General features: G+C 65.7%; 23 protein-coding genes. 20 read left to right on the top strand and 3 right to left on the bottom strand.

Going from position 1 to position 22,626, the window contains the following annotated elements; translation table 11 throughout:
* Positions 1-10 precede the first annotated feature (10 nt).
* The 12 genes from ACVWY5_RS38185 (at position 11) to ACVWY5_RS38240 (ending at position 10,429) form a co-directional block, all read left to right on the top strand.
* Positions 11-505: a universal stress protein gene (locus tag ACVWY5_RS38185; protein ID WP_028335525.1), complete on the top strand. Its 495-nt coding sequence runs from the start codon at positions 11-13 to the stop codon at positions 503-505.
* A 201-nt stretch (positions 506-706) separates the two neighbouring features.
* Positions 707-1,276 (top strand): NifU family protein, encoded by a 570-nt coding sequence (locus tag ACVWY5_RS38190; RefSeq protein WP_028335524.1) that lies wholly within the window; start codon positions 707-709, stop codon positions 1,274-1,276.
* 88 nt (positions 1,277-1,364) lie between these two features.
* Positions 1,365-2,060, top strand: coding sequence for a tRNA (adenosine(37)-N6)-threonylcarbamoyltransferase complex dimerization subunit type 1 TsaB (tsaB, locus tag ACVWY5_RS38195; RefSeq protein WP_028335523.1), 696 nt, complete (start codon positions 1,365-1,367; stop codon positions 2,058-2,060).
* Positions 2,057-2,542 (top strand): ribosomal protein S18-alanine N-acetyltransferase, encoded by a 486-nt coding sequence (gene rimI, locus ACVWY5_RS38200; RefSeq protein WP_028335522.1) that lies wholly within the window; start codon positions 2,057-2,059, stop codon positions 2,540-2,542. The genes tsaB and rimI overlap by 4 nt, the downstream gene beginning before the upstream one ends.
* Before the next feature lie 77 nt (positions 2,543-2,619).
* Complete coding sequence (locus ACVWY5_RS38205; RefSeq protein WP_016840396.1) at positions 2,620-3,072, top strand: Fur family transcriptional regulator; 453 nt, start codon at positions 2,620-2,622, stop codon at positions 3,070-3,072.
* 5 nt (positions 3,073-3,077) lie between these two features.
* Positions 3,078-3,758 carry an HAD family hydrolase gene (locus ACVWY5_RS38210; RefSeq protein ID WP_028335521.1) on the top strand — a complete coding sequence of 227 codons (681 nt, stop codon included), beginning with the start codon at positions 3,078-3,080 and terminating at the stop codon, positions 3,756-3,758.
* Between the two features lie 238 nt (positions 3,759-3,996).
* On the top strand, positions 3,997-5,385 hold the full coding sequence (gene miaB, locus ACVWY5_RS38215) for a tRNA (N6-isopentenyl adenosine(37)-C2)-methylthiotransferase MiaB (RefSeq protein ID WP_028335520.1): 1,389 nt from the start codon (positions 3,997-3,999) through the stop codon (positions 5,383-5,385).
* Positions 5,386-5,390: 5 nt separating this feature from the next.
* Positions 5,391-6,461: a PhoH family protein gene (locus ACVWY5_RS38220; protein ID WP_080667141.1), complete on the top strand. Its 1,071-nt coding sequence runs from the start codon at positions 5,391-5,393 to the stop codon at positions 6,459-6,461.
* A gap of 68 nt (positions 6,462-6,529) precedes the next feature.
* Positions 6,530-7,027, top strand: coding sequence for an rRNA maturation RNase YbeY (ybeY, locus tag ACVWY5_RS38225; protein WP_028335518.1), 498 nt, complete (start codon positions 6,530-6,532; stop codon positions 7,025-7,027).
* Between the two features lies 1 nt (position 7,028).
* Positions 7,029-8,141, top strand: a complete 1,113-nt coding sequence (locus tag ACVWY5_RS38230; protein WP_028335517.1) for a hemolysin family protein — start codon at positions 7,029-7,031, stop codon at positions 8,139-8,141.
* Positions 8,138-9,751: an apolipoprotein N-acyltransferase gene (gene lnt / locus ACVWY5_RS38235; protein WP_028335516.1), complete on the top strand. Its 1,614-nt coding sequence runs from the start codon at positions 8,138-8,140 to the stop codon at positions 9,749-9,751. The genes ACVWY5_RS38230 and lnt overlap by 4 nt, the downstream gene beginning before the upstream one ends.
* A 261-nt stretch (positions 9,752-10,012) precedes the next feature.
* Positions 10,013-10,429 (top strand): helix-turn-helix domain-containing protein, encoded by a 417-nt coding sequence (locus tag ACVWY5_RS38240; protein ID WP_028335515.1) that lies wholly within the window; start codon positions 10,013-10,015, stop codon positions 10,427-10,429.
* Between the two features lies 1 nt (position 10,430).
* Here ACVWY5_RS38240 and ACVWY5_RS38245 read toward each other — a convergent pair whose 3' ends face one another.
* Positions 10,431-10,610 (bottom strand): hypothetical protein, encoded by a 180-nt coding sequence (locus ACVWY5_RS38245; protein ID WP_028335514.1) that lies wholly within the window; start codon positions 10,608-10,610, stop codon positions 10,431-10,433.
* Here ACVWY5_RS38245 and ACVWY5_RS38250 point away from each other — a divergent pair.
* Together ACVWY5_RS38250 and trmB are read left to right on the top strand one after the other, a co-directional pair.
* Positions 10,609-11,733: a M20 family metallopeptidase gene (locus ACVWY5_RS38250; RefSeq protein ID WP_028335513.1), complete on the top strand. Its 1,125-nt coding sequence runs from the start codon at positions 10,609-10,611 to the stop codon at positions 11,731-11,733. The genes ACVWY5_RS38245 and ACVWY5_RS38250 overlap by 2 nt on opposite strands.
* Positions 11,730-12,470, top strand: a complete 741-nt coding sequence (gene trmB, locus ACVWY5_RS38255) for a tRNA (guanosine(46)-N7)-methyltransferase TrmB (RefSeq protein WP_028335512.1) — start codon at positions 11,730-11,732, stop codon at positions 12,468-12,470. Before ACVWY5_RS38250 ends, trmB begins: the two co-directional genes overlap by 4 nt.
* Before the next feature lie 90 nt (positions 12,471-12,560).
* Here trmB and ACVWY5_RS38260 read toward each other — a convergent pair whose 3' ends face one another.
* Positions 12,561-13,406 (bottom strand): phytanoyl-CoA dioxygenase family protein, encoded by an 846-nt coding sequence (locus ACVWY5_RS38260; protein ID WP_028335511.1) that lies wholly within the window; start codon positions 13,404-13,406, stop codon positions 12,561-12,563.
* A 205-nt stretch (positions 13,407-13,611) separates the two neighbouring features.
* Positions 13,612-14,682 carry a DUF2336 domain-containing protein gene (locus ACVWY5_RS38265; protein ID WP_028335510.1) on the bottom strand — a complete coding sequence of 357 codons (1,071 nt, stop codon included), beginning with the start codon at positions 14,680-14,682 and terminating at the stop codon, positions 13,612-13,614.
* 345 nt (positions 14,683-15,027) lie between these two features.
* Between ACVWY5_RS38265 and rimP the strand changes: the two genes are divergently transcribed.
* From rimP to truB, 6 genes are all read left to right on the top strand, one after another.
* Positions 15,028-15,804 carry a ribosome maturation factor RimP gene (rimP, locus tag ACVWY5_RS38270; RefSeq protein WP_028335509.1) on the top strand — a complete coding sequence of 259 codons (777 nt, stop codon included), beginning with the start codon at positions 15,028-15,030 and terminating at the stop codon, positions 15,802-15,804.
* A 3-nt stretch (positions 15,805-15,807) separates the two neighbouring features.
* Positions 15,808-17,424, top strand: coding sequence for a transcription termination factor NusA (nusA, locus tag ACVWY5_RS38275; RefSeq protein ID WP_028335508.1), 1,617 nt, complete (start codon positions 15,808-15,810; stop codon positions 17,422-17,424).
* A 15-nt stretch (positions 17,425-17,439) separates the two neighbouring features.
* Positions 17,440-18,126: an RNA-binding protein gene (locus ACVWY5_RS38280; RefSeq protein WP_028335507.1), complete on the top strand. Its 687-nt coding sequence runs from the start codon at positions 17,440-17,442 to the stop codon at positions 18,124-18,126.
* A gap of 107 nt (positions 18,127-18,233) precedes the next feature.
* Entirely contained in the window at positions 18,234-20,933 is a 2,700-nt protein-coding gene (gene infB / locus ACVWY5_RS38285; protein WP_028335506.1) for a translation initiation factor IF-2, read from the top strand.
* Positions 20,934-21,106: 173 nt separating this feature from the next.
* Entirely contained in the window at positions 21,107-21,517 is a 411-nt protein-coding gene (rbfA, locus tag ACVWY5_RS38290; protein WP_028335505.1) for a 30S ribosome-binding factor RbfA, read from the top strand.
* Positions 21,517-22,626 carry a tRNA pseudouridine(55) synthase TruB gene (gene truB / locus ACVWY5_RS38295; protein WP_028335504.1) on the top strand — a complete coding sequence of 370 codons (1,110 nt, stop codon included), beginning with the start codon at positions 21,517-21,519 and terminating at the stop codon, positions 22,624-22,626. Before rbfA ends, truB begins: the two co-directional genes overlap by 1 nt.

A 22,626-nucleotide genomic window follows, 5' to 3' on the forward strand; every position in this document is an offset into this window, starting at 1 on the left:
CGGGACATGCATGACCACCCAGCGACGAAGCTACGAGTCAGGTCACAAGCCGAAATGCCTCGTCATCGTTGACGACACTGCGGAATGGGACCGCGCGGTCTATTACGCCAGCCGGTGGGCGATCCGGGTCGGCGGCGGCGTCGTGATGCTGCGGGTGATCGAGACCGAGGACCAGAACCAGCAATGGCTCGGGGTCGCCGACATCATGCGCGCGGAGGCCGAGGAGGCCGCCAATGAGGCGCTCGACCGCGCCGCCGGCCGCGCCAACGGCATCGCCGCGATCACCCCGGAGCGGGTGATTCGCGAGGGCGACCCGATCGAACAGATCCTCGACGTGATCGACAAGGACGTCGATATCGCGGCGCTGGTGCTGGCCGCCAATCCGGGCGCCGAGGGGCCCGGGCCGATCATCACCACCATGGCCAAGACCATGGGGGCATTCCCGATCCCGGTGACCATCGTGCCGGGCGGCCTGACCGACGCCGAGATTGACGCCCTGTCCTAGCGCGTTACCGGCCCCGGACCCGCTTCCGGGCATGGGTGTGAGCCTGGAACCGCGGTTTTGCGGCTTGATCGCGGGCTTTTTAGTTGCCATCTGACTCCTTGATTTGACGCGTTTTCTTCGCGAACCGGTGTCACTTCGCTCGAAAACGCTATAATGGAACCCAACGCGCCGGCCTTGAACCGGCGACGCCGGAGACAGCAGATGTTCATTCAGACCGAAGCCACGCCCAATCCCGCCACGCTGAAATTCATTCCGGGCCGCATGGTGCTCGACAGCGGGACGATGGAATTTTCCTCGCCCGAGTCCGCCGCGCGCTCGCCGCTCGCCGAACGGCTGTTCGCCGTATCCGGCGTCACCGGCGTGTTCTACGGCGGCGACTTCATCACCGTGACCAAGGCGGACGGCGACTGGCAGCACCTCAAGCCCGCGATCCTCGGCGCCATCATGGAGCACTACATGTCCGGCGCGCCGCTGCTCGCCGACGGCACCGCGGCCAGCGACGACGCCCGCGATGAGGAAGACGAGTTCTTCGACGAGGCCGACGCCGAGACGGTCGAGCAGATCAAGGACCTGATCGAGACCCGCGTGCGTCCCGCGGTTGCCAATGACGGCGGCGACATCACCTTCCGCGGCTTCAAAGACGGCATCGTCTATCTCAACATGAAGGGCTCCTGCGCCGGCTGCCCGTCATCGACCGCAACCCTGCAACACGGCATCCAGAACCTGCTCCGGCACTTCGTGCCCGACGTGCAGGAAGTCCGGCCGATGTGATGGAGCGGCGAATGGCGCGTGGCGGATCGCGAATAGCATTCTGCTCTGGACCTCTATTCGCCATTCCCTATTCGCCATTCGCCCTCCCATGATGATTCTCGCCATCGATACGGCGCTCGACGCCTGCTCCGCGGCGGTGCTCGACACCACCTCCGGCAATACAATCGCCATTGAATCGCAGGCGATGCAGCGCGGCCATGCCGAAGCGCTGATGCCGCTGATCGCTCGGGTGATGAAAGAGAGCGGCATCGGCTTTGCCGGGCTCGACCGCATCGCCGTGACCACCGGCCCCGGCAGTTTCACCGGCCTGCGCGTCGGCCTCTCGGCGGCGCGCGGCCTGGCGCTGGCCGCGGAAAAGCCGGTGGTCGGACTGTCGACGCTCGCCGCCTACGCCGCGCCTGTCGTCGCCGAGAATGGCGCGGCTGCGATCCTGTCGGCGATCGATGCGCGGCATGATCACGTCTATTTCCAGCTGGTGGGCGGCGACGGCAGCCCGATCATCAAGCCGAAGGTGGCGCCGATCGCGGAAGCGCTCGAGGCCTCCCAACACGGCGCGCTGCATCTGGTCGGCAACGCTGCCAATATCCTCGCCGAGCGCTGGCCCGCCGACGCGGCAACGCCGGTCAAGGTCGACCGGCAGCCCGCGCCCGACATTACCTGGGTCGCCTGGATCGGCGCGGCCGTGGATCCTGAAAGCGCGCCGCCGCGGCCGTTCTATCTGCGTGCACCCGACGCCAAGCCGCCGAAGGACCGGCTCGAGATCAGCACGCCGCGATCGACATGATCGGCTGGCTGTCACGATGGTGGGGCGGCGGTCCGCCCGCGGTCGAGCCCGCATCGCTGCGCGATGCGGCGCGGCTCGCGCAATTGCACGGCGCATCGTTTCATCGCGGCTGGGGCGAGGGCGAATTCGAGGCGATGCTGACCGAGCGCAACACGCTGGTGCACCGGCTGCGGCAGGGACGCAAGGTGATCGGCTTTGCCGTCTCGCGGATGGCGGCGGACGAGGCCGAAATTCTGTCGATTGCGATCGATTCCAATCAGCGCGGCCGCGGGCTGTCGCGCGACCTGCTGCTGACTCATCTCGGCCATCTTGCCGGCCGCGGCGTCCGCACCATCTTCCTCGAGGTGGAAGAGAACAATCAGCCGGCGCGACGGCTCTATGAAAAGGCCGGATTCGGCGTGATCGGCCGCCGCGAGCGCTACTACAAGCAGCCCGGCGGGGAACATTTGAACGCGCTTCTGATGCGGCGCGACTTGTCGTAACATCGGCGCGATGGCAGAACAGCGCCCTGCTCTGCCATCCAAGGCCCAAGGACTGGCCAAGGACCTGCCAAGGACCCATGACGACGGTGAAAATCACGCCTGCGCAGAAGAATACCGGCATCGAGGCGCGCTGCGCCGCGACCGGCATGCGCATGACCGAACAGCGCCGTGTGATCGCACGCGTGCTGGCGGAGGCCATGGATCACCCTGACGTCGAGGAGCTCTACCGCCGCTGCGTGGCGGTCGACGACAAGATCTCGATCTCGACCGTCTATCGCACCGTCAAGCTGTTCGAGGATGCCGGCATCATCGAGCGCCACGACTTCCGCGAGGGCCGCGCGCGCTACGAGCAGATGCCCGAGAGCCATCACGACCACCTGATCAATCTGCGCGACGGCAAGGTGATCGAGTTCACCTCCGAGGAAATCGAGAAACTGCAGGCCGAGATCGCGCGCAAGCTCGGCTACAAGCTGGTCGATCACCGTCTCGAGCTGTATTGCGTCCCGCTCGACGAAGACAGCAAGTCGTAAGCCGGGTGAGTTTCGACCTCGTCATCTTCGATTGCGACGGCGTGCTGGTCGACAGCGAGGTGATCTCCTGTCGCGCGCATGCGGAGACGCTGACGCGGCACGGCTTTCCGATTACACCTGACGGCGTGCTGAAGCGCTTCCTCGGTGTGTCCGACCGCGAGGCGCGGCGGATCGTCGAAAGCGAGATCGGCCGCGCGCTGCCCGAGACCTTCGAGGCCGAGGTCAAGCACGCGACGCTGAGCTTCTATGCCGACGATCTCAGTGCGATCGCGCATGTCGGCGAGGCGATCGCCGCGCTCGGCTTACCGAAATGCGTGGCGTCGAGCGGCACGCCCGAAAAGATCCATCACGGCCTGACCTGCGCCGGGCTCTACGACCAGCTCGCACCGCATATTTTCTCCGCCACCCAGGTCAAGCGCGGCAAGCCGGCGCCCGACCTCTTCCTGTTCGCGGCGGCGCAGATGGGCGCCAGCCCGGCGCGCTGCGTCGTGATCGAGGACAGCGTGGCCGGCGTCACCGGCGCCCGCGCTGCCGGGATGACCGTGCTCGGATTTTACGGCGGCAGCCATTGCACGGCGGAACACGAGGACATGCTGCGCCAGGCCGGCGCGGCCGTCACCTTCGCCGATATGCGGAAATTGCCCGATTTGATCGCCCGGCTCGGGGCCAAAACCGCGGTTGCGTGAGCAATCTTCCCCTTCCCCCTGAAAGGGGAAGGTCGGGATGGGGGTTCCAGCCGCGGGCGCCGCTGCGTGCGGAGGGAGCTGATCCCCACCCGCTTTGCTCTGGCGAGCAAAGCGACCTCCCCTTTTCAAGGGGAGGTGACAGGACCAGCCCCGGACCGCTGGATTTTCCCCGGTTTAAGCTATATTTCAGCCCCGGCGCCCCGATGGCGCCGTTTCCATTTTTCGCTCTCAGGGTTCCATGACGACGCCGCGCAAGCTGCACATCAAGTCCTATGGCTGCCAGATGAATGTCTACGATGCGCAACGCATGGCGGACACGCTGGCCGGCGAGGGCTTTGTCGAGACCGCGAGCGCCGAAGACGCCGACCTCGTGATCCTCAACACCTGCCACATCCGCGAGAAGGCGTCGGAGAAAGTCTATTCCGAGCTCGGGCGGCTGCGCGTCGCCAAGGACGAGGCCGCGCGGGCGGGGCGCGAGATGAAGATCGCGGTCGCCGGCTGCGTCGCGCAGGCCGAAGGCGCCGAGATCATCCATCGCGCGCCGACCGTCGACATCGTGGTCGGGCCGCAGAGCTATCATCATCTGCCCGAGCTCTTGAAGCGCGCCAAGGCAAACGGCCGCGCGCTGGAAACCGAATTCCCGGTCGAGGACAAGTTCGGCTTCCTGCCGCAGCCGAAGCCGGATGCGATCCGCGCCCGCGGCATCTCCGCCTTCGTCACGGTGCAGGAAGGTTGCGACAAGTTCTGCACCTTCTGCGTGGTGCCCTATACGCGCGGCGCGGAAGTCTCGCGTCCGGTCGCCAGGATCATCGACGATGTGAAGCAGCTCGCCGACAATGGCGTGCGCGAATTCACGCTGATCGGACAGAACGTCAACGCCTATCACGGCGAAGGTCCCGACGGCCGCGTCTGGCCGCTCGGCAAATTGTTGCAGCGGCTGGCCACAATTTCCGGCGTCACACGGCTGCGCTATTCGACCAGCCATCCGCGCGACGTCGACGACACCCTGATCGCGGCACATCGCGATTTGCCCGAACTGATGCCGTTCGTGCACCTACCGGTGCAATCGGGGGCGGACCGGATCCTTGCCGCCATGAACCGCAAACATACCGCCGATGACTACCGGCGCGTCATCGACCGGTTCCGCGCCGCGCGGCAAGACATTGCTTTTTCATCAGATTTTATCGTGGGCTTCCCCGGAGAGACCGCGGAAGAATTTTCCGCCACCCTCGCGCTTGTCACGCAAATCGGATACGCTGCGGCGTATTCATTCAAATATTCGCCACGGCCGGGCACGCCGGCGGCGGAGATGCGGGAGACAGTGTCAGCAGCCGAGATGGACGAGCGCTTGGGGCGGCTTCAGGAATTGATCGACAGCCAGCAATCGGCCTTCAACCGGGCTGCGATTGGCACAACGGTCGATGTGCTGTTCGAGCGCGCCGCGCGCAATCCGGGCCAGATCGTCGGCCGCACCGCCTATCTGCAGCCCGCCCATGTGATGGCGTCGCCCGACATCATCGGCCAGGTCCTCCCGGTGAGGATCGACAGCCTCGAGCGCTACAGCTTGATCGGCGAGCTCGTAACGCGGCCCGCGCCCGGCCTCATTTCGCAGACCATTGGAGCCTGAAATCCTTGCCCAAAAGCGCATCGGATTCGTCTTCGCTCGCTCCCAGCCGCAAACCTGACCGCGACATGCAAATGCCACCTGAGACCCGGCCCCCTGAAACTCAGGTCGTCATCGATTTCGACGACAACCGCGCGGCATCCGCGCTGGTCGGCCCCTACGGACAGAATCTGGCGCTGATCGAGCGGCGGCTCGGCGTCGTGGTCGATTCCCGCGGCAATCATCTCACCATCGCAGGCTCCCGCGACGGCTGCGACGCGGCGCGGCGCGTGCTGGAGACGCTCTACGCGCAGGCCGTCGAAGGACACGACCTCGATCAGGGCGAGGTCGAAGGTGCGATCCGCGCCGTGATCGCGCAGGGCTCGCTGTTCGAATTCGACAACAAGACCGCCAAGCCGACCTTCGAGACCATCAATCTGCGCAAGCGTCCGGTGCGCGCCCGCACCGCGGCGCAGGATTCCTACATCCGCGCGCTGAAGCGGCATGAGTTGGTGTTCGGCATCGGCCCGGCCGGCACCGGGAAGACCTGGCTCGCGGTCGCCCATGCCGCGCAGCTGTTCGAGCGCAAGGAGGTCGATCGCATCATCCTGACGCGCCCCGCGGTGGAAGCCGGCGAGCGGCTCGGCTTCCTGCCCGGCGACCTCAAGGAGAAGGTCGATCCGTATCTGCGCCCGATCTATGACGCGCTGTACGATCTGATGGATGCCCGCGTCGTCGAGCGCGCGCTGCAGGGCAACGAGATCGAGATCGCCCCGCTCGCCTTCATGCGCGGCCGCACCCTGACCAATGCCGCCATCATCCTCGACGAGGCGCAGAACACCACGACGATGCAGATGAAGATGTTCCTGACGCGTCTCGGCGAGAACAGCCGGATGATCGTCACCGGCGATCCGTCGCAGGTCGACCTGCCGCATGGCCAGACCTCGGGGCTCACGGAAGCCGTGAAGCTGCTCGACGGCGTCGAGGGCATCGCGCAGGTGCATTTCAAGGCCGAAGACGTCATCCGCCATGAATTGGTGGCGCGCATCGTGGCCGCCTATGAGGGATTGCCGCAAAAGCCGGCAAACGCCAGATCTTGAGACCAATAGCTTCGGCCGCGAGCCCGCACGACGCGGGATCCGGCCATAACGCAGATTTTGAAACCAACGTGTCTGCTTTTCCTGCAACCGAGGTTCTCGTCACCGCCGAATGCTGGCAGGCCGAGCCCAATGCCGACGCGGTGATCCACCGCGCCATCGAGGCTGCCGCCGAAATCGCCGATGCCGATGTCGCCGACGCCGAGCTTGCGGTGATGCTGACCGACGATCCCGGCATCCGCACCCTCAACGCCAACTGGCGCAGCATCGACAAGCCGACCAACGTGCTGTCGTTTCCGGCGCTGCAGCCGGAAGGCGCCGGCGGATCCGACGATGCCCCGCGCATGCTCGGCGATATCGCGATCGCCTATGAGACGACGCGGCGGGAAGCCGATGAAGAGCAGAAACCGTTCGACCATCATTTGAGCCATCTCGCGGTGCATGGCTTCCTGCACCTGATCGGTTACGACCACGAGAACGACGACGATGCCGAGGACATGGAGGCGCTCGAGCGCGAGATCCTCTCTTCCCTCGGCATTCCCGACCCCTATGCGGATCGGATCGCCTGACATGCCGGATTCCGAACCGACCCACGACAACCCGCGCAACGTGAGCAACCTGCCCGCCGTGGTGCACGAGGGCGAGGTGCAGCGCCCCGCGGCCGAGGGCTGGCTGGTGCGCGCGATCCGCACGCTGTTCGGCTGGAAGGCCGGCTCGGTGCGCGACGATTTGCAGGTCGTGCTCGACGCTTCGACGCCCGACGATGTCGGCTTCTCGGCGATCGAGCGCACCATGCTGCGCAACATCCTGTCGCTGAACGAGCGGCGGATCGCCGACGTCATGGTGCACCGCGCCGACATCGTCGCGGTCAAGCGCGACATTCCGCTCGGCGAATTGATGAGCCTGTTCGAGAGCGCGGCGCATTCGCGGCTCGTCGTCTACAACGAGACCCTCGACGACCCCGAGGGCATGGTGCACATCCGCGACCTGCTCGCCTTCATGACCGCGAGAGCCCGCGTCACCGACGCGACCAAGACGAAGCGCAAGAAGCCGTTTCCGGCCGGGCTCGATCTGCGCAGCGTCGATCTCGCGCTGCCGCTGTCGGAAGCCAATATCATCCGCAAGCTGCTCTATATCCCGCCATCGATGCGCGCGATCGACCTGCTGGCGCAGATGCAGGCCTCGCGGATCCATCTCGCGCTGGTGGTCGACGAATATGGCGGCACCGACGGGCTGGTGTCGATCGAGGATATCGTCGAGCAGATCGTCGGCGAGATCGATGACGAGCACGATTCCGACGAGCCGCCGTCCATCGTGCGCCAGCCGGACAACTCCTTCATCGCCGATGCGCGCGCCAGCCTCGACGATGTCCGCTCGGTGATCGGCGAGGATTTCGTGATCGGCGACGCCGGCGAGGAGGTCGAGACGCTCGGCGGTTACCTCGTATCATTCGTCGGACGCCTGCCGGTACGCGGCGAGGTGATTTCGGGGCCCGGCAATTACGAGGTCGAGGTGCTCGACGCCGATCCGCGGCGGGTCAAGCGCGTGCGCATCACCGCGCGCAAGGAACGGCCGACGCCGCGCAAGGAGCGCGAGCGGCGCCGCGAGCAGGCGCCGGACTCCGGAAACCCGCAGGCGAATGACAACATGCCGCCGCCCGGCGAGGGAGCCGGTCCGCAGTGAGGCTGTCCGACAAGCTCCGATCGATCGGCCTTGCAATCATCCTGACCTGGGGATGGAAACGCGCCGTCCTCGCGCTCACGGCCGGCGCGCTGTCTGCGCTGGCGATGGCGCCGTTCAACGCCTGGCCGGTTCTGTTTCTCACCTTTTCCATCGCGATCTGGCTGATCGACGGCAGCGCGGCCGGCCGCTGGCGCGGCGTGCCCGCCGCAGCGCTGTCCGGCTTCTGGTTCGGCCTCGGCTATTTCGTGCCGGGACTGTACTGGATCGGCTACGCTTTCTTCGTCGATGCGGACACCTTCGCCTGGCTGACACCGTTCGCGGTGCTCGGCCTGCCCGCCTATCTCGCTTTGTTCACCGCGTTCGGCTTCGCGCTGGCGCGGCTGATCTGGCCGCGCGACGCCTCGCGCGTGCTGGCGCTCGCGGTCAGCCTGACGGTTTCGGAATGGCTGCGCGGCCATCTCCTCAGCGGCTTTCCGTGGAATGCGTTCGGCTACGCACTGACCGAGCCGCTGGCGCTGGCCCAGACCGCGTCGCTGATCGGGCTCTGGGGCATGACGTTCCTGGCCGTCGCGATCTTCGCAAGTCCGGCCGTGTTGATCGACGGCGGCTCGCGCGGCCGCAAGCCGTGGCGCGCGCCGGTGGCCGCGGTGCTGGTGCTGGCGGCGATGCTGGCGTTCGGCGTGGTCCGCCTCGCGCAGCAACCGACCAGGATGGTCGACGGCGTCAAGCTGCGCATCATGCAGCCCGATTTGCAGCAGGACGCCAAGTTCAACTACTCCGCCAAGACGGCGGTGATGCAGAAATATCTCACCCTGTCGGATCGCGCCTCAGGGCCGCACGCCACGGGCGTGAAGGATGCCACCATCCTGATCTGGCCGGAATCCGCGTTTCCGTTCTTCCTGACCAAGGAAGCCGACGCGATGGCGCAGATCGCCGACCTGCTGCCGAAAGGAACCGTGCTGATCACCGGTTCGGTGCGCGCGCCCGATCTGCCGCCCGGCGTCCGCGTCACGCGCGCCTATAATTCCATCTACGTCATCGACCACGACGGCAGCGTGCTCGCGGTCTACGACAAGCTGCATCTTGTCCCGTTCGGAGAATATCTGCCGTTCCAGGACTTGATGGAGAAGCTCGGCTTCGTGCAGCTCACCAAGGTGCAGGGCGGCTACATTCCCGGCACGATCCGACGGCCGCTCGATATTCCGAACGCACCGCGCGCCCTGCCCGTGATCTGCTACGAGGCGATCTTTCCCGGCAATGTCGTGAGCCGCGACGACCGTCCCGGCTGGATCGTCAATGTCACCAATGACGGATGGTTCGGAATCTCGACCGGCCCTTACCAGCACCTGCAACAGGCCCGGCTGCGCACCATCGAGGAAGGCCTGCCGATGGTCCGTGCCGCGAATACGGGAATCTCGGCCATCATCGACCCGGTTGGCCGGATCGTCGCACAACTCGGGCTCGGCATCGAAGGCGTGCTCGATGCCGGCCTGCCGGCGGCCATCGCGCCGACGATCTATGCGCGTATCGGGAACATCCCCGCCGCTGTGATTGTGATCACAGCCCTGGCGTTCGTGTTGCGGCGGCGGTTTGTGAGGCGAAAACCCTGACGGCTGCATATCGCCGGTTGTCGCGAACCCGAAAAAACGTCGAAATTTACCTCAGTATGATTCCACCAGTTGACAGATCGACCGTGCACTTCGCATTGTACGGGTCCACGCGAAATCACAAGCCAAGTCAGCCCCTTTGCGCAAATTGTCCGCATTTCGTCCCGATCCTCCTTGCAGGATTTGACGGCACCGGCGCCTGAGGCATACTCCACTTCCAACTTGCCTCATCCACGGGCGCGCAATCCCTTAGGAGAGTTGGAGATGTCCACCAAAGCGCCCAATCCTGTTGACAAATATGTCGGCAGCCGCGTCCGTATGCGACGCATCATGCTCGGCATGAGCCAGGAGAAACTGGGCGAGGCGCTAGGCCTGACGTTCCAGCAGGTGCAAAAATACGAAAAGGGCACCAACCGCGTCGGCGCCAGCCGGCTGCAGCAAATCTCCGAAATCCTGCAAGTGCCGGTCTCTTTCCTGTTCGATGGCGGCCCGAGCGGGGTCAAGACCGCCGACGGCTTCAGCGAGGGCGCCTCGCCGACCTACGTCTCCGATTTTCTGGCAACCGCCGAGGGCCTGGCCCTGACCCGCGCCTTCACGCGGATCGCGGACGCCAAGCTCCGCCGCAGCATCGTCGAACTGGTCGAGCAGATTGCGGCGCGCGAGGCAGCCGAGCAGGCCTGATTCAGCCATATCCGTTTGAGAGATCGTCAAATCTGGAATATGCCATTCCGGCGCGCGCCAACGCGATGAGCTCAGCTTGAGCATCATCGCGCTTGAGCGCCTCCTTCGAGCATGATTCCGGATCGTGCTTCGGCGCGTGCGCGCAATGACAAAGCGAATTCACAGGCGACGACAACAGCATGTCCAGCAATCCGTTCGAAACCGCCGTGATTCTCGACGGCATCCGCCGCTGGGTCGAGATCGAATCTCCGACCGAGCGGCCCGATCAGGTCAACAAGCTGGCTGATCTCGTCGCGTCGGGCTATCGCGACCTGCCGGCCACGGTGGAGCGCATTGCGGGACGCGACGGCTGCGGCGATCACCTGGTGACGCGCTCGTCCTGGGGCCAGGACGCGCCGGGCATCCTGGTGCTGAGCCATCTCGACACAGTCCATCCGATGGGATTCATCGAACGGTTACCATTCAAGGTCGACGGCGACAGCGCGTTCGGCCCCGGCATCTACGACATGAAGGGCGGCGCCTACCTCGCCTATCACGCATTCCGGCAGGTCTGCGCCGACGGCGCGCGCCCGCCGCTCGGCATCACCCAGCTCTACGTGTCGGACGAGGAGATCGGCAGCCCGACCTCGCGGGCGCTGATCGAGGCCGAGGGCCGCAAGGCCAAATACGTGCTGGTGACGGAGCCGGCGCGCGACGGCGGCAAGATCGTCACCGGACGCAAGGGCGTTGCGCGTTTCGACGTCACCATCAAGGGCGCGCCGGCCCATGCCGGCACGCGCCCCGAGGACGGCCGCAGCGCGATCCGGGAGCTCGGCAATGTGATCCAGGCGCTGGAGGCCATGAACGATCTCAAGCGCGGCGTCACCGTCAATGTCGGTGTCGTCCGCGGCGGCACCAAGCCGAACGTGATCGCCGAAGAGGCCTTTGCGGAAGTCGACATGCGCGTGCCGACCATGGCCGACGCCGACGAGCTGGTTCCGAAGATCCTCGGGATCACCTCACGCACCGAGGGCGTCAGCGTGAAGATATCGGGCGAATTGAACCGTCCGCCCTATGAGAAAAGCAATGCCGGCGCCGCACTCTACGAGCACGCCAAGGGGCTGGCCGCCGAGCTCGGCTTCGAGCTGGCGGATGTGTTCACCGGCGGCGGCTCCGACGGCAATTTCACCGCGCCGCACACCGCGACCCTCGACGGCCTCGGCGTCGACGGCAAGGGTGCGCATACCCATTACGAGCAGCTCTACATCTCGTCGATCGAGCCGCGCGCGCGGCTGCTCCACCGTCTCTACCAAACGCTGCGATGACACCGGCTCCAGGCGACCGCGGCGATCGCGATTCCCCCGACGACGGCGCGATGGCGCATGCGCGCGGCTCGTTCTTCGGACGGCGCAAGGGCCATAAGCTGCGCCCGCATCAGGCCGACCTGATCGACACTCTGCTGCCGCATCTGGCCGTCGACATCTCGGCGCCCGCGCCCGCGGCGCTGACCGAGTTGTTCGATGACGGCATCGAGAATGTCAGGCTCGAAATCGGCTTCGGCGGCGGCGAGCATCTGATCGCGGAGGCACAGGCCTTTCCGACCACGGGCTTCATCGGCTGCGAGCCCTATGTCAACGGCATGGCGAAGATCCTGACCCAGATCGAGGCGCAAAATATCGGCAATATTCGCCTGTTTGCCGGCGACGCTGCCGAACTGCTGGCCTGGGCGCCGACGCGTTCAGTTGCGCGCATCGACCTGATCCATCCCGATCCGTGGCCGAAGCGGCGGCACTGGAAGCGGCGCTTCGTGCAGGATGCAACCGTCGCTGCGATGACACGATTGCTGCCGCCGGGCGGCGAATTCCGCTTCGTCAGCGATATCGATGATTATTGCGCCTGGACGCTGGCGCATCTGATGCGCTCGCCCGACTTCGCCTGGCTTGCCGAGCGCGCGATCGACTGGCAACAGCCGTGGCCGAACTACACGATGACGCGCTACGGCGCCAAGGCCGAGCGCGAGGGGCGGAAGGCGGCGTATTTGCGATTCAAGCGGTTGCCCTAACGCCGTCATTCCGGGCGATGCGCAGCATCGAACCCGGAACCTCGAGATTCCGGGTTCGTCGCTATCGCGACGCCCCGGAATGACGGATAGCTATCCCTTCACTTCCGCCAGCCGCGCCTTCCTGACGTCGGTCGCCTCCCACACCATCCGCTTGCCGCGCTCGCGGCCGAGCAGCTCGATCGGATCGTGATTGTCGATGTGGCCGAACTGGCCCTTGTAGACGCTGTAGCCGCACAATTCCTGCAAACGGCGCGGAAAGCGGGCCGCGGTCTCGCGCGGAATGCCGAGCTGCAGGTTCTCCTGCTGCCGCATCCAGCCCCAGCAATAAGCGCAGGAGAAGGCAAAGCGCCTGGCGTCGCTGGTGTTGGCGCCGCCGCCATGCCACAGGGCGCTGTCGAACAGCATCACGCTGCCGGCCGGCATGGTCGCGGTGACCGCGTCGTACTCCTTGCCGTATTCGGGCGACGAATCGAATTTGTGGCTGCGCGGAATGATCCGCGTCGCGCCGTTATCTTCGCGGAAATCGGACAGCGCCCAGATCGCATTGATCGTGATCGGGATGTGCGGCCGCGGCAACGGGATCAATTGGGTGTCTTCGTGAATCGGCTGCGCCTCCTGGCCGGGCCCGAGCACCAGCGAGCAGAACGACGAGAGCAGGCATTCCCTGTCCAGCACGCGTTCGACCACCGGCAGCACGTTGTCATGCAGCGGCACCTCCCAGAACAGATCGTCATAGGTCAGGAGGTTGTTGATGCGCAGCGTCTTGAAGCCTTCGAACGACGTCCGGGCAGGTGCGAGATTGTGCTCGCGCTCGATTCTCAGCACCGCCGCCTTCAATCCCTCGACCAGATCGGGCGAGGCGGCGCGCTCGATCACGGTGTATCCGTCATCGCGGATCCGCGCGGCGTGCGTTTGGATGTCGGCGTCCGTCAGCATGGCGATCTCCCCGTTGGCGCTGAGTCGCGCCTTGCGGAAAGCATAGCGGGCCGACGCAATTTTTGGGAAGTATTATGACGCAGCTGATTCAGCTCGTCATTGCGAGCGAAGCGAAGCATCCATGGTTCGGCGTGGGGAGATATGGATAGCTTCGTCGCTTCGCTCCTCGCAATGACGGACAGAGAGTCCGCCACGACCGCATGAACTAGCGCGACTTCCAGAACTCCACGACGCGCTGCGCCGTTGACGGCATCAGGCGCACGAAATTCACCCGCGCACCTTCGATATCGGCAGGAGACGGCACGCGGTTCGGCCCGAGCCGCATCAGGATCAGGGCGCGCACGGTCGGCCATTCGAAGCCGATCGTCTTGCTGGCGATCAGGATCGGATCATAGCGATCGCCGGAGATCAGGCGATCGAGCGTGACGACCTTCACGCCGGCCATCGCGGCGAGCGCCGCCACGCATTCCTCATATTTGAAGGCCTTTGCGAAGCCGGCCACCGCGGCCTCGTTCAATTCGCCGGCGCGATGCAGCGCCAGGATGGCGCGCTGCGCGGCTGTGAAATCGCGGCCCTCGACCTGAACGATCACGCCCTCGATCTCCTTCATCGCCAGCTTGATCTCGGCCTGGCGTTCCGGCTTGGCGACGGCATGCAGACGGCGGCGGATCACGTCGATCGAGCCGGCGAGCAGGCCCTTCAGATGCTCGGGCGGAAGATCATCGCGGCGGCCGATCCGCAGCGTCAGCACGCCGTCCTGGCCGGCTCGTTGTACCAAGGTCGTGAAGGAGGCGTCCGAGAACGCCGCGCCCGCATTGCCGGCCGCGCATCGGATGACGTCGCGATCGCCGCGTCGGACGAGGACGTCGGTCAGCGCAGTCGAGAGCTTCGATCGCTCGGCCATCGCGAGCAGATGGCCCTGGCCCTTGGCATTGGCGATCTCGACCAGCACCTTTTCGTCAATCACCGGCGATCGGCGCAGCAGCGGCCCCGCGATCGCGACCTCGTCCTCGCGGGCGAGTTGCCCGACCAGATGCCGCGGCGCGTTGGCGAGCAGCGCGAGCCGTTCGGCGAGATCGACCCGCGCAGCAAGCTCGGCATGCGGGACCAGGCTGGTCAGCACCCCGTCGAACAGGTCGATATGGTCGGGACGGAAGCTCGCGGCGCCCTGAAGAAACAGCTCGCCGAGCCGCCGCGCGGCCTCGGCGCGGCGCTTGGGGTCGCCGCGGCGAACGATATCGTCGAGTTCCGGGATCAGCGCAGGGGCTGTCGTCATGAGCCTTGTCCGACCGGCGACTTCTGCCGATTTTCGGCAATCTATGGTCCCGTTCGTAAACGGAGGGTTAGATCAATCCGACATCCTGGGAGCCCTAAAATCGCCTCCCGCCGGACCCGGGGCCTTGCCGGACCCAGGCAAAAGAGCTATATCCAGCGCAACTTATGGTATCTCATACGATCGCGTAGGAGAGTGGGCCCCCCGGGACCCGCTCTTTTTTATTACCTGACGGGACCCAACGAGGCCGGGTCCAGTTTGGGTAGCGTTAGCGGCCCCTTAAGGCCACCTGGACAACACAACAGACCTCCGCAGCCTTTAGACCTTAGACAGCCTTTGACACTGGATATGACCGAACCGACCGCCACGTCCGTGGACACCGAACTGCTCGCCGAGCCGCGTCTCGTCGTTGAGCCCGGGGTCGCGGCGCGTGTCGCCGCGGTCGCGGTCCCGGTGCTGCAGGGCATGGGCTATCGCCTGGTGCGCATCAAGGTCTCGGGCGATGCCGGCTGCACCGTGCAGATCATGGCGGAGCGGCCCGACGGCTCGATGCAACTCGAGGATTGCGAGGCTATCTCGCGCGCGCTGTCGCCGGTGCTCGATGTCGCCGACCCGATCGAGCGCGCCTACCGGCTGGAAATCTCTTCGCCCGGCATCGACCGCCCGCTGGTGCGCCGCTCCGACTTCGAGCGCTACACCGGGCATCTCGTGAAGATCGAGATGGCGGTAGCGCATCAGGGCCGCAAGCGGTTCCGCGGCCTGCTCGCCGGCGTCGAGGGCGATGCGGTGCGCATCAGGCGCGACGATCCGCGTCCCGACGAGGACGTCGAGGTTCTCCTGGTGATGGAGGACATCTCGGACGCGCGGCTGGTGCTGACCGACGAATTGATCGAGGAATCGATGCGGCGCGGCAAGGCCGCCGAGCGCGAGCTGCGCCGCGAGCTCGGCCTCGCGCCGCCGCAGCCGGCCCACGCCAAGAAGAGCGATCCGGCGAAGAGCCAGAAGCCGAAACCCAAGCCTGCTCACAAGCCCGGCAAGAAGCCGGCTCCGACCAACACCAAAAAGCACCGCCTGGCGGCCGAGCGCGCGCGCCGTGGCGAGATCGATCCATCCGAAGGAGACTAAGCCATGGCAGTCAGCGCCAACAAACTCGAACTGCTGCAGATCGCAGACGCAGTTGCGCGCGAAAAGTCGATCGACCGCTCCATCGTGATCGCGGCGATGGAAGACGCCATCGCCAAGGCCGCGCGTGCCCGCTACGGCAGCGAGACCGACGTCCATGCCGAGATCGATGCCAAGAAGGGCGAGCTGCGGCTGACCCGCCACATGCTGGTGGTCGACGTCGTCGAAAACTCGTCGAACCAGATTTCGCTGCACGATGCGCAGCGCGCCAATCCAGGCGCCCAGGTCGGCGACACCATCGCCGACACGCTGCCGCCGCTGGAATATGGCCGCATCGCCGCGCAGTCGGCCAAGCAGGTGATCGTGCAGAAGGTGCGCGAGGCCGAGCGCGACCGGCAGTACCAGGAATTCAAGGATCGCATCGGCGACATCGTCAACGGCATCGTCAAGCGCGTCGAATATGGCAGCGTGATCGTCGACCTCGGCCGTGGCGAAGCGATCGTGCGCCGCGACGAGATGCTGCCGCGCGAAGTGTTCCGCAACGGCGACCGCGTCCGCGCCTATATCTTCGACGTCCGCCGCGAGACCCGCGGTCCGCAGATCTTCCTGTCGCGCACCCATCCGCAGTTCATGGCGAAGCTGTTCGCGCAGGAAGTGCCGGAGATCTACGACGGCATCGTCGAGATCAAGGCGGTCGCCCGCGATCCGGGCTCGCGCGCCAAGATCGGCGTGATCTCGCGCGATTCCTCAGTCGACCCGGTCGGCGCCTGCGTCGGCATGCGCGGCTCGCGCGTGCAGGCCGTGGTGAACGAGCTGCAGGGCGAGAAGATCGACATCATCCCGTGGTCACCCGACATCGCGACCTTCGTCGTCAACGCGCTGGCGCCGGCTGAAGTCGCCAAGGTCGTGATCGACGAGGACCGCGAGCGCATCGAGGTCGTGGTTCCCGACACCAATAACCAGCTGTCGCTGGCGATCGGCCGCCGCGGCCAGAACGTCCGGCTCGCCTCGCAGCTGACCGGCTGGGACATCGACATCCTGACCGAGCAGGAAGAGTCGGAGCGCCGCCAGGCCGACTTCGAGAACTCGACCCGCGTGTTCATGGAAGCGCTCAATGTCGACGAGGTGGTCGGCCAGCTGCTCGCCTCCGAGGGCTTCACCTCGGTCGAGGAACTCGCGCTGGTGGACGTCAAGGAACTCGCCGGCATCGAGGGTTTCGACGAGGAGACCGCCACCGAGCTGCAGACCCGCGCCCGCGAATATCTGGAACAGCTCGAGGCGGAACTGGAAGCCAAGCGCAAGGAACTCGGCGTCGAGGACGCCATGAAGGACGTGCCCGGCATCACCGGCAAGATGCTGGTGAAGCTCGGCGAGAACGATGTGAAGACGGTCGAGGATCTCGCCGGCTGTGCCACCGACGATCTGGTCGGCTGGACCGAGCGCAAGGAAGGCAGCGAGCCGACCAAGCATGCCGGGTTCCTCGACGGCATCGAGATCTCGCGCGACGAGGCCGAGGCCTTGATCATGCAGGCCCGTCTGAAGGCCGGCTGGATCACCGAGGCCGACCTCGCCAAGCCTGCTGAGGAGGCCGAGGCCGCCGAAGCAGAAACGACGGCCTCGTAAGGAGATGCCCCACGGATGCTGGCTCAGGCTGACCCCGATCTCGACGATGGGCCGCGGACGCAGAAGTCCGCGACCACGCGGATGTGCGCGGTCAGCCGCGAGGTGCGTCCGATCGACGAGCTGATCCGGTTCGTCGTCGCGCCCACGGGCGAGGTGATCCCGGATCTCAAGCGCAAGCTGCCCGGCCGCGGATTATGGGTTTCCGCATCGCGGCGCAGCGTTGCGGAAGCGGTCCGCCGTCACCAATTTAGCAAGGGATTCAAGCGCGACGTCCGCGTCGCGCCGACCCTCCCCATCGACACCGACGCCCTCCTGGTGCGCAGCGTCACCGAGGCCCTGGCGATGGCCGCCAAGGCCGGTCAGGTCGTTTCGGGCTTCGGCAAGGTCGAGGACGCACTCAACCGGAACGAAACTGCAGCCCTGATCCACGCTTCCGACGGCGCGGCGGACGGAATCCGCAAATTGGACGCGATCGTGAGGCAAAGGGGCGAAAAACGTGGTGAATCGCCGGTAATCCCCGTCGTCAATGTTTTGACGTCGGAAGAATTGGATTTGGCACTTGGGCGGTCAAATGTGATACATGCTGCGCTGCTCGCGGGCCCGGCGAGCAAGACGTTCCTGTCGCGCTGCCAGATGCTGGTCCGATACCGGATGGCCGACGACGACAAGACCGCCGAAGCGGCCAGAAATTCCAGAGCGTGATCCGGGAAGGCGGACGCCGTCTTTCCGACCGGTCATGCTCAGCAAACGACGACACGTTGAAGGATTTGTGCGGCAAACGCACAGCGAAACGAGATTAGGACTGCTGAATGGTTGATACCAAGACCCCTGGCGACAAGACTTTGAGTGTCCCGAGCAAGACGTTGTCGCTGAAGCCGCGCGTCGAGACGGGCACCGTGCGCCAGAGCTTCAGCCACGGCCGGACCAAGCAGGTCGTGGTCGAGAAACGCGGCAAGCGCCGCGTCGGTGGCGATGGCCCCGGCGAGGCGCATGCGCCGGAACCCGTGGTTGCAAAGCCGGCGGCGCCGGCCGCCAGGCCGCCGCTCGGCCGCCCGTCAGGCCCGCCTCCCGGCCAGCAGCAGCGTAACACCCGCTCCGGCGTGGTGCTGCCGACCCTGACCGAGGACGAGCGTTCCGCGCGCGCCAGCGCGCTGGCCGACGCCCGTCAGCGCGATATCGAGGAACGCCGCCAGGCGGAAGAGGAGGCCAAGCGCCGCGCCGTCCGCGAGGCTGCCGAGAAGGCCGAGCGCGAGGCCGCCGAGGCCCGCCGCAAGGCGGAAGAGGAACGCCATCGCCACGAGGAAGAGGCCAAGCGCAAAGCCGAAGTCGAGGCCAAGCGCCGCTTTGGCGAAGGCGAGGCCAAGCCCGGTGCGGCGCCTGTCGCTGCTCCCGCCAAGCCTGCCGGAGCCGCACCTGCGTCTGCTCCGGCCGCCCGTGCGCCCGCAGCACGCCCAACGACCACGACAACCGCGCGCACACCGGCCTCTGCGCCGAGACCGGCGGCGGTTGCGGCCGGGCCCGACGAAGATGAAGGTCCGCGCCTGGTGCGCCGCCCCGGCGGCGCCGTGCGCCCCGCCGCGGCTCCGAAGACCACCCACAAGCCCGGTCCGCAGAAAGAGCGCGGCCGCCTCACTCTGACCACTGCGCTCAACGCCGACGACGTACGCGAGCGTTCGATCGCCTCGTTCCGCCGCCGCACCCAGCGCCTGAAGGGTCATGCGTCGAACGAACCCAAGGAAAAGCTGATCCGCGAAGTCACCATCCCGGAAGCGATCACGATCCAGGAACTCGCGAACCGCATGTCGGAGCGCGCGGTCGACGTCATCCGCATGCTGATGAAGCAGGGCGCGATGCACAAGATTACCGACGTGATCGATGCCGACACCGCGCAGCTGATCGCCGAAGAGCTTGGCCACAGCGTCAAGCGTGTCGCGGCATCCGACGTGGAAGAGGGCCTGTTCGACGTCGTCGACAATTCCACCGACACCGAGCCGCGCTCGCCTGTCGTCACCGTCATGGGTCACGTCGACCACGGCAAGACCTCGCTGCTCGACGCGCTGCGCCACGCCAACGTGGTGTCTGGCGAAGCCGGCGGCATTACCCAGCATATCGGCGCCTATCAGGTGCTGTCGCCCGAGAGCGGCACCAAGATCACCTTCATCGACACGCCCGGCCACGCCGCATTCACCGCGATGCGCGCCCGCGGCGCCAAGGTCACCGACATCGTCGTGCTGGTGGTCGCGGCCGATGACGGCGTGATGCCGCAGACGATCGAAGCGATCAACCACGCCAAGGCGGCCAAGGTGCCGATGATCGTGGCGATCAACAAGATCGACAAGCCCGATGCACGGCCCGAGCGCGTGCGCACCGAACTGCTGCAGTACGAGGTGCAGGTCGAATCGCTCGGCGGCGACGTCGTCGACGTCGAAGTCTCGGCCAAGAACAAGACCAATCTCGACAAACTGCTCGAGATGATCGCGCTGCAGGCCGAAATCCTCGATCTGAAGACCAATTCGGAGCGTCCGGCGGAAGGCACCGTGATCGAAGCCAAGCTCGATCGCGGCCGCGGTCCGGTCGCGACCGTGCTGGTGCAGCGCGGCACGCTGCGTGTCGGCGACATCATCGTGGCCGGCGCCGAGATGGGCCGCGTCCGCGCCTTGATTTCCGACCAGGGCGAGAATCTCGAAGAGGCCGGTCCGTCCGTGCCGGTCGAGGTGCTCGGCTTCAACGGCCCGCCGGAAGCCGGCGACCGTCTCGCCGTCGTCGAGAACGAAGCCCGCGCCCGCCAGGTCACGAGCTATCGCGCGCACCAGAAGCGCGAGAACGCGGCGGCCTCGATCTCCGGCATGCGGGGCTCGCTCGAGCAGATGATGTCGCAGCTCAAGACCGCGGGCCGCAAGGAGTTCCCGCTGATCGTCAAGGCCGACGTGCAGGGCTCGCTGGAAGCGATCCTGGGCTCGCTCGAGAAGCTCGGTACCGACGAAGTCGCCGCCCGCATCCTGCATGCCGGCGTCGGCGGCATCTCGGAGTCCGACGTCACGCTGGCGGAAGGCTTCAACGCCGCGATCATCGGCTTCTCGGTCCGAGCCAACAAGGAAGCGGCGGCCGCGGCCAAGCGCAACGGCATCGAGATCCGCTACTACAACATCATCTACGACCTCGTGGACGATATTAAAAAGGCGATGTCCGGCCTGCTCGCGCCCACGCTGCGCGAAACCATGCTGGGCAACGCGCAGATCCTGGAAGTGTTCAACATTTCCAAGGTCGGCAAGGTCGCGGGTTGCCGCGTCACCGACGGTACCGTGGAACGCGGCGCCAATGTTCGCCTGATCCGCGACAACGTCGTGGTGCACGAAGGCAAGCTGTCGACGCTGAAGCGCTTCAAGGATGAAGTGAAGGAAGTGGTCTCCGGCCAGGAGTGTGGCATGGCATTCGAGAACTACGGCGACATGCGTGTCGGCGACGTGATCGAATGTTACCGCATCGAGACGATCCAGCGCTCTCTGTAAGTCCAAATCTTACGAAGCGCAGATCTTGCTAAGCGTTGGGTCCATTTGACTGAAAATGCGACGGCGTGGCCGGACTTTAGTCCGGCCACCAGCGCATTGTCTGATTGAAGCAAAGCTAGGACATTGATGCCCGCGGCCAAGGCCTGCGGGCGCGACGGTTTTGGAAGAAGGTCATGCCCCGTCAAAAGAAGAGTTCCAGCCCCGGCGGCTCACAACGTCAGCTGCGCGTCGGTGAAACGGTTCGCCATGCAGTTGCCGAGATTTTGTCGCAGGGTGAGGTCCACGATCCCGATCTGGAAGGCCACATCATCACCGTTCCCGAGGTGCGTATGTCGCCGGACCTGAAGCTCGCGACGATCTATGTGATGCCGCTCGGCGGCCGCGACACCGACACGGTGATATCCGCGCTCGAGCGCAACAAGAAGTTCCTTCGCGGCGAGATCGCGCGTCGCGTCAACCTGAAATTTGCACCCGACATTCGCTTCCGCGTCGATGAGCGGTTCGACGAGGCGGAGCGCATCGAGAAACTACTGCGGACACCTGCGGTGCAGCGAGACCTTGCACCCGATTCGGACGACGAGTGATGACTGTGATGACGACCAACAGCGCTGTGGACGCGAAGGATGCCGACGCGCGCGACGCTGAGCGGGATGCTTTTGCCGGGCAGCGCGCCGACGAAGCGCGCCGCACCAACAACGACCCGCGCCAGAAGCAGGGCAGGCAGAACCAGCAGCCGCGCCGCGACAAGCGCGACGTCCATGGCTGGGTGGTGCTCGACAAGCCGATCGGCATGACCTCGACGCAGGCGGTCGCCGTGCTCAAGCGCCTGTTCCAGGCCAAGCGCGCCGGCCATGCCGGCACCCTCGATCCGCTCGCTTCCGGCGGCTTGCCGATCGCGCTGGGCGAGGCCACCAAGACGGTGCCGTTCGTGATGGACGGCCGCAAGCGCTACCGCTTCACGGTGTGCTGGGGCGAGGAGCGCGACACCGACGACACCGAGGGACGGCCGGTCAGGACCAGCGAAAGCCGGCCGACCGCCGATTCGATCCGGGAACTGTTGCCGCGCTTTACCGGGGTGATCGAGCAGATCCCGCCGCAATATTCGGCGATCAAGGTGCAGGGCGAGCGCGCCTATGATCTGGCGCGCGACGGCGAGACCGTGGAACTGAAGCCCCGCCCGGTCGAAATTCACGAATTAACCCTTGTGGAACATGGCGATAACGGCCAGTCCGTGTTCGAGGCCGAGTGCGGCAAGGGAACCTATGTCCGGGCGCTGGCCCGCGATATGGGCCGGATTCTGGGCTGTTTTGGCCATATCTGCGCCCTACGGCGGACCCTTGTCGGTCCGTTTACCGAGCGGGACATGATTCCGCTGGAACAGTTGGAGGCTTTATGCAATAGAGCCGCGTCTGGCGAGGGCAGCCTCGCCGACGCGCTTTTGCCCGTTGAGACCGCGCTGGACGACATCCCGGCACTGGCCGTCACACGGGCTGATGCGGCAAGGCTCCACAGGGGCCAGGCCGTTTTGTTGCGCGGACGGGATGCGCCCAATACCAGCGGCACAGTCTATGTCACAGTGGCAGGCCGACTTCTCGCGCTTGCCGAAATTGGCAATGGCGAACTCATCCCCAAGCGCGTGTTCAACCTGAACGGACTGACTGCCAGTCCGGCTCGCAACAATGAAAGTAACTGA

The organism is Bradyrhizobium sp. USDA 3256, assembly GCF_054058275.1.

Bases quoted from the DNA above. Each gene is read 5' to 3' on its own strand.
- ACVWY5_RS38245 (WP_028335514.1), bottom strand. From the start codon at position 10,610: ATGCTGTTGTCGTCGCCTGTGAATTCGCTTTGTCATTGCGCGCACGCG.
- ACVWY5_RS38190 (WP_028335524.1), top strand. From the start codon at position 707: ATGTTCATTCAGACCGAAGCCACGCCCAATCCCGCCACGCTGAAATTC.
- nusA (WP_028335508.1), top strand. From the start codon at position 15,808: ATGGCAGTCAGCGCCAACAAACTCGAACTGCTGCAGATCGCAGACGCA.
- ACVWY5_RS38280 (WP_028335507.1), top strand. From the start codon at position 17,440: ATGCTGGCTCAGGCTGACCCCGATCTCGACGATGGGCCGCGGACGCAG.
- ACVWY5_RS38265 (WP_028335510.1), bottom strand. From the start codon at position 14,682: ATGACGACAGCCCCTGCGCTGATCCCGGAACTCGACGATATCGTTCGC.
- rimP (WP_028335509.1), top strand. From the start codon at position 15,028: ATGACCGAACCGACCGCCACGTCCGTGGACACCGAACTGCTCGCCGAG.
- ACVWY5_RS38250 (WP_028335513.1), top strand. From the start codon at position 10,609: ATGTCCAGCAATCCGTTCGAAACCGCCGTGATTCTCGACGGCATCCGC.
- infB (WP_028335506.1), top strand. From the start codon at position 18,234: ATGGTTGATACCAAGACCCCTGGCGACAAGACTTTGAGTGTCCCGAGC.
- ACVWY5_RS38205 (WP_016840396.1), top strand. From the start codon at position 2,620: ATGACGACGGTGAAAATCACGCCTGCGCAGAAGAATACCGGCATCGAG.
- trmB (WP_028335512.1), top strand. From the start codon at position 11,730: ATGACACCGGCTCCAGGCGACCGCGGCGATCGCGATTCCCCCGACGAC.
- ACVWY5_RS38260 (WP_028335511.1), bottom strand. From the start codon at position 13,406: ATGCTGACGGACGCCGACATCCAAACGCACGCCGCGCGGATCCGCGAT.
- tsaB (WP_028335523.1), top strand. From the start codon at position 1,365: ATGATGATTCTCGCCATCGATACGGCGCTCGACGCCTGCTCCGCGGCG.
- ACVWY5_RS38185 (WP_028335525.1), top strand. From the start codon at position 11: ATGACCACCCAGCGACGAAGCTACGAGTCAGGTCACAAGCCGAAATGC.
- miaB (WP_028335520.1), top strand. From the start codon at position 3,997: ATGACGACGCCGCGCAAGCTGCACATCAAGTCCTATGGCTGCCAGATG.
- ACVWY5_RS38240 (WP_028335515.1), top strand. From the start codon at position 10,013: ATGTCCACCAAAGCGCCCAATCCTGTTGACAAATATGTCGGCAGCCGC.
- rbfA (WP_028335505.1), top strand. From the start codon at position 21,107: ATGCCCCGTCAAAAGAAGAGTTCCAGCCCCGGCGGCTCACAACGTCAG.
- rimI (WP_028335522.1), top strand. From the start codon at position 2,057: ATGATCGGCTGGCTGTCACGATGGTGGGGCGGCGGTCCGCCCGCGGTC.
- ACVWY5_RS38230 (WP_028335517.1), top strand. From the start codon at position 7,029: ATGCCGGATTCCGAACCGACCCACGACAACCCGCGCAACGTGAGCAAC.
- truB (WP_028335504.1), top strand. From the start codon at position 21,517: ATGACTGTGATGACGACCAACAGCGCTGTGGACGCGAAGGATGCCGAC.